This is a genomic window from Hungatella effluvii (assembly GCF_003201875.1).
Taxonomy (GTDB): Bacteria; Bacillota; Clostridia; order Lachnospirales; family Lachnospiraceae; genus Hungatella; species Hungatella effluvii.
Map to the genome: position 1 here is coordinate 1 of NZ_QJKD01000045.1, position 1722 is coordinate 1722.

General features: G+C 42.6%; 1 protein-coding gene. It reads left to right on the top strand.

The window, feature by feature from the left end; genetic code table 11:
- Positions 1-194 precede the first annotated feature (194 nt).
- The gene (locus tag DFR60_RS30105; protein WP_110326990.1) at positions 195-1523 is read left to right on the top strand and encodes an IS4 family transposase; all 1329 of its coding nucleotides are present in this window, start codon (positions 195-197) and stop codon (positions 1521-1523) included.
- Positions 1524-1722: the final 199 nt, after the last annotated feature.

Consider the following 1722-nt stretch of genomic DNA (forward strand, 5'->3'; position numbering starts at 1 on the left):
CAATGTCATTTAGTTAAATTACAAGGTTAGATTCCCTATTGGGGTCTAACCAATTTTTTTAAAAAATCCCTAAAAGGGATTGACAAACATTCAAAAATGTGCGGCCGCTTTCGCTGCTGATTGTTTTTTTGAAGTAGCGAAAGCGGCCCTTGAATTGGAAGTATAGTCTTTTCAATTCAAGGAGGTACTCATTTATGTCACATGAATCTGTCAAAGCTGTTTTTTCGGATTCCGTCAACCATATTGCATCCAATATTTCGCTTTATGTTGTTGATCCTGGTAAGGATCTCACCCGCAACAGAAAGATGGGGGCTGCTAATCTCATTTCTTTCATGGTCTCCTGCGGTTCTTCCAGCACCAGACTGGAACTTCTCGATTTTTTTGACATGGATCCAAACGCTCCTTCCGCCTCTGCTTATAACCAGCAGCGGGTAAAACTAAAACCGGATGCTCTGGAAGCTGTTTTCCATCAGTTCAATTCTTCTGTCCTCGCCATGGAAAAAAACTCTTCCTGTCGTTTCCTTGCTGCCGACGGTTCCACCTTTACTTTTTTCAGCAAACCTTCTTTTTCCACTCCGGAATACTTTGTTTCTGAAGGACATTCAGACAAAGGGTTTTATAGTATGCATCTGAATGCCTTATATGACCTGCAGAGGCATACTTATACAGATGCCCTGATCCAGCCGGTTCACCAAAAAGATGAATTCCGGGCTTTCTGTGACATGGTGGACCGACACGTCCCACTGCCTGACACCAGGGATGTCTTTATCGGTGACAGGGGCTATTGCTCTTATAACAACATGGCTCATGTCACCGAAAAGAACCAGTATTTTTTATTCCGTACCAAAGACATCTATTCCAAAGGGCTTGTCGCAAATTTTGATTTTCCGGATGCAGATTCCTTTGATATTCAGGTAAATGTCACTCTGGTTCGCAGTCATAAAAAGACAATCCCTGTCAAAGAGGGCTTTTACAAGCGCTTTGTGGATGCTGCCGCTTCTTTCGACTACGTCGCATACGGTTCTCTGGACACTTATGACCTGTCATTCCGGATTGTAAGGTTTCCTATATCGGACGGTTCTTATGAGTGTCTTGTGACCAATCTGCAGGCAGAGGAATTTCCCTCTGAGCGCATAAAGCTTCTATATCATGCCAGATGGGCCATCGAGGGTTCCTTCCGTAAGCTGAAATATACCATTGGGCTGAGTAACTTTCATACCTACAGACCAGAATGCATCAAACAGGAAATATGGGCAAAACTAATCGCATACAACATAACGGAGGTTCTTATCAACCATACAATTATAAAAAAGGGGAACACAAAATACGAATACAAAGTAAATTTTAGCATGGCTGCCCATATTTGCAGAGTCTTTCTCCGTCTGACCACAGAGAAAGACTCTTTAGATGTGATGTCCCTGCTCTGCCGGGAAATGATCCCGCTTCGAAATGAACGCCAATATCCCCGATTGAAAACAGCACATTTCCGAAAACCGCGATATTTCCTATACCGTGCAGCATAAACAGTTTCACCGATAACTATTTTACCCTTTTTTGAAGCAGATGTAAATCTGCTTGTTTGTCATACCCGTAAAAAGCCCTAAAGTTTATCCTATGGGCTAAAGCCGATCCCTCCCCTCATAAGTACCACCATTTCGAGTGTCAGATTTTCATTTTCTGGAATATGCATCCCTTTACCTGATATTAACTAACTGACATTGG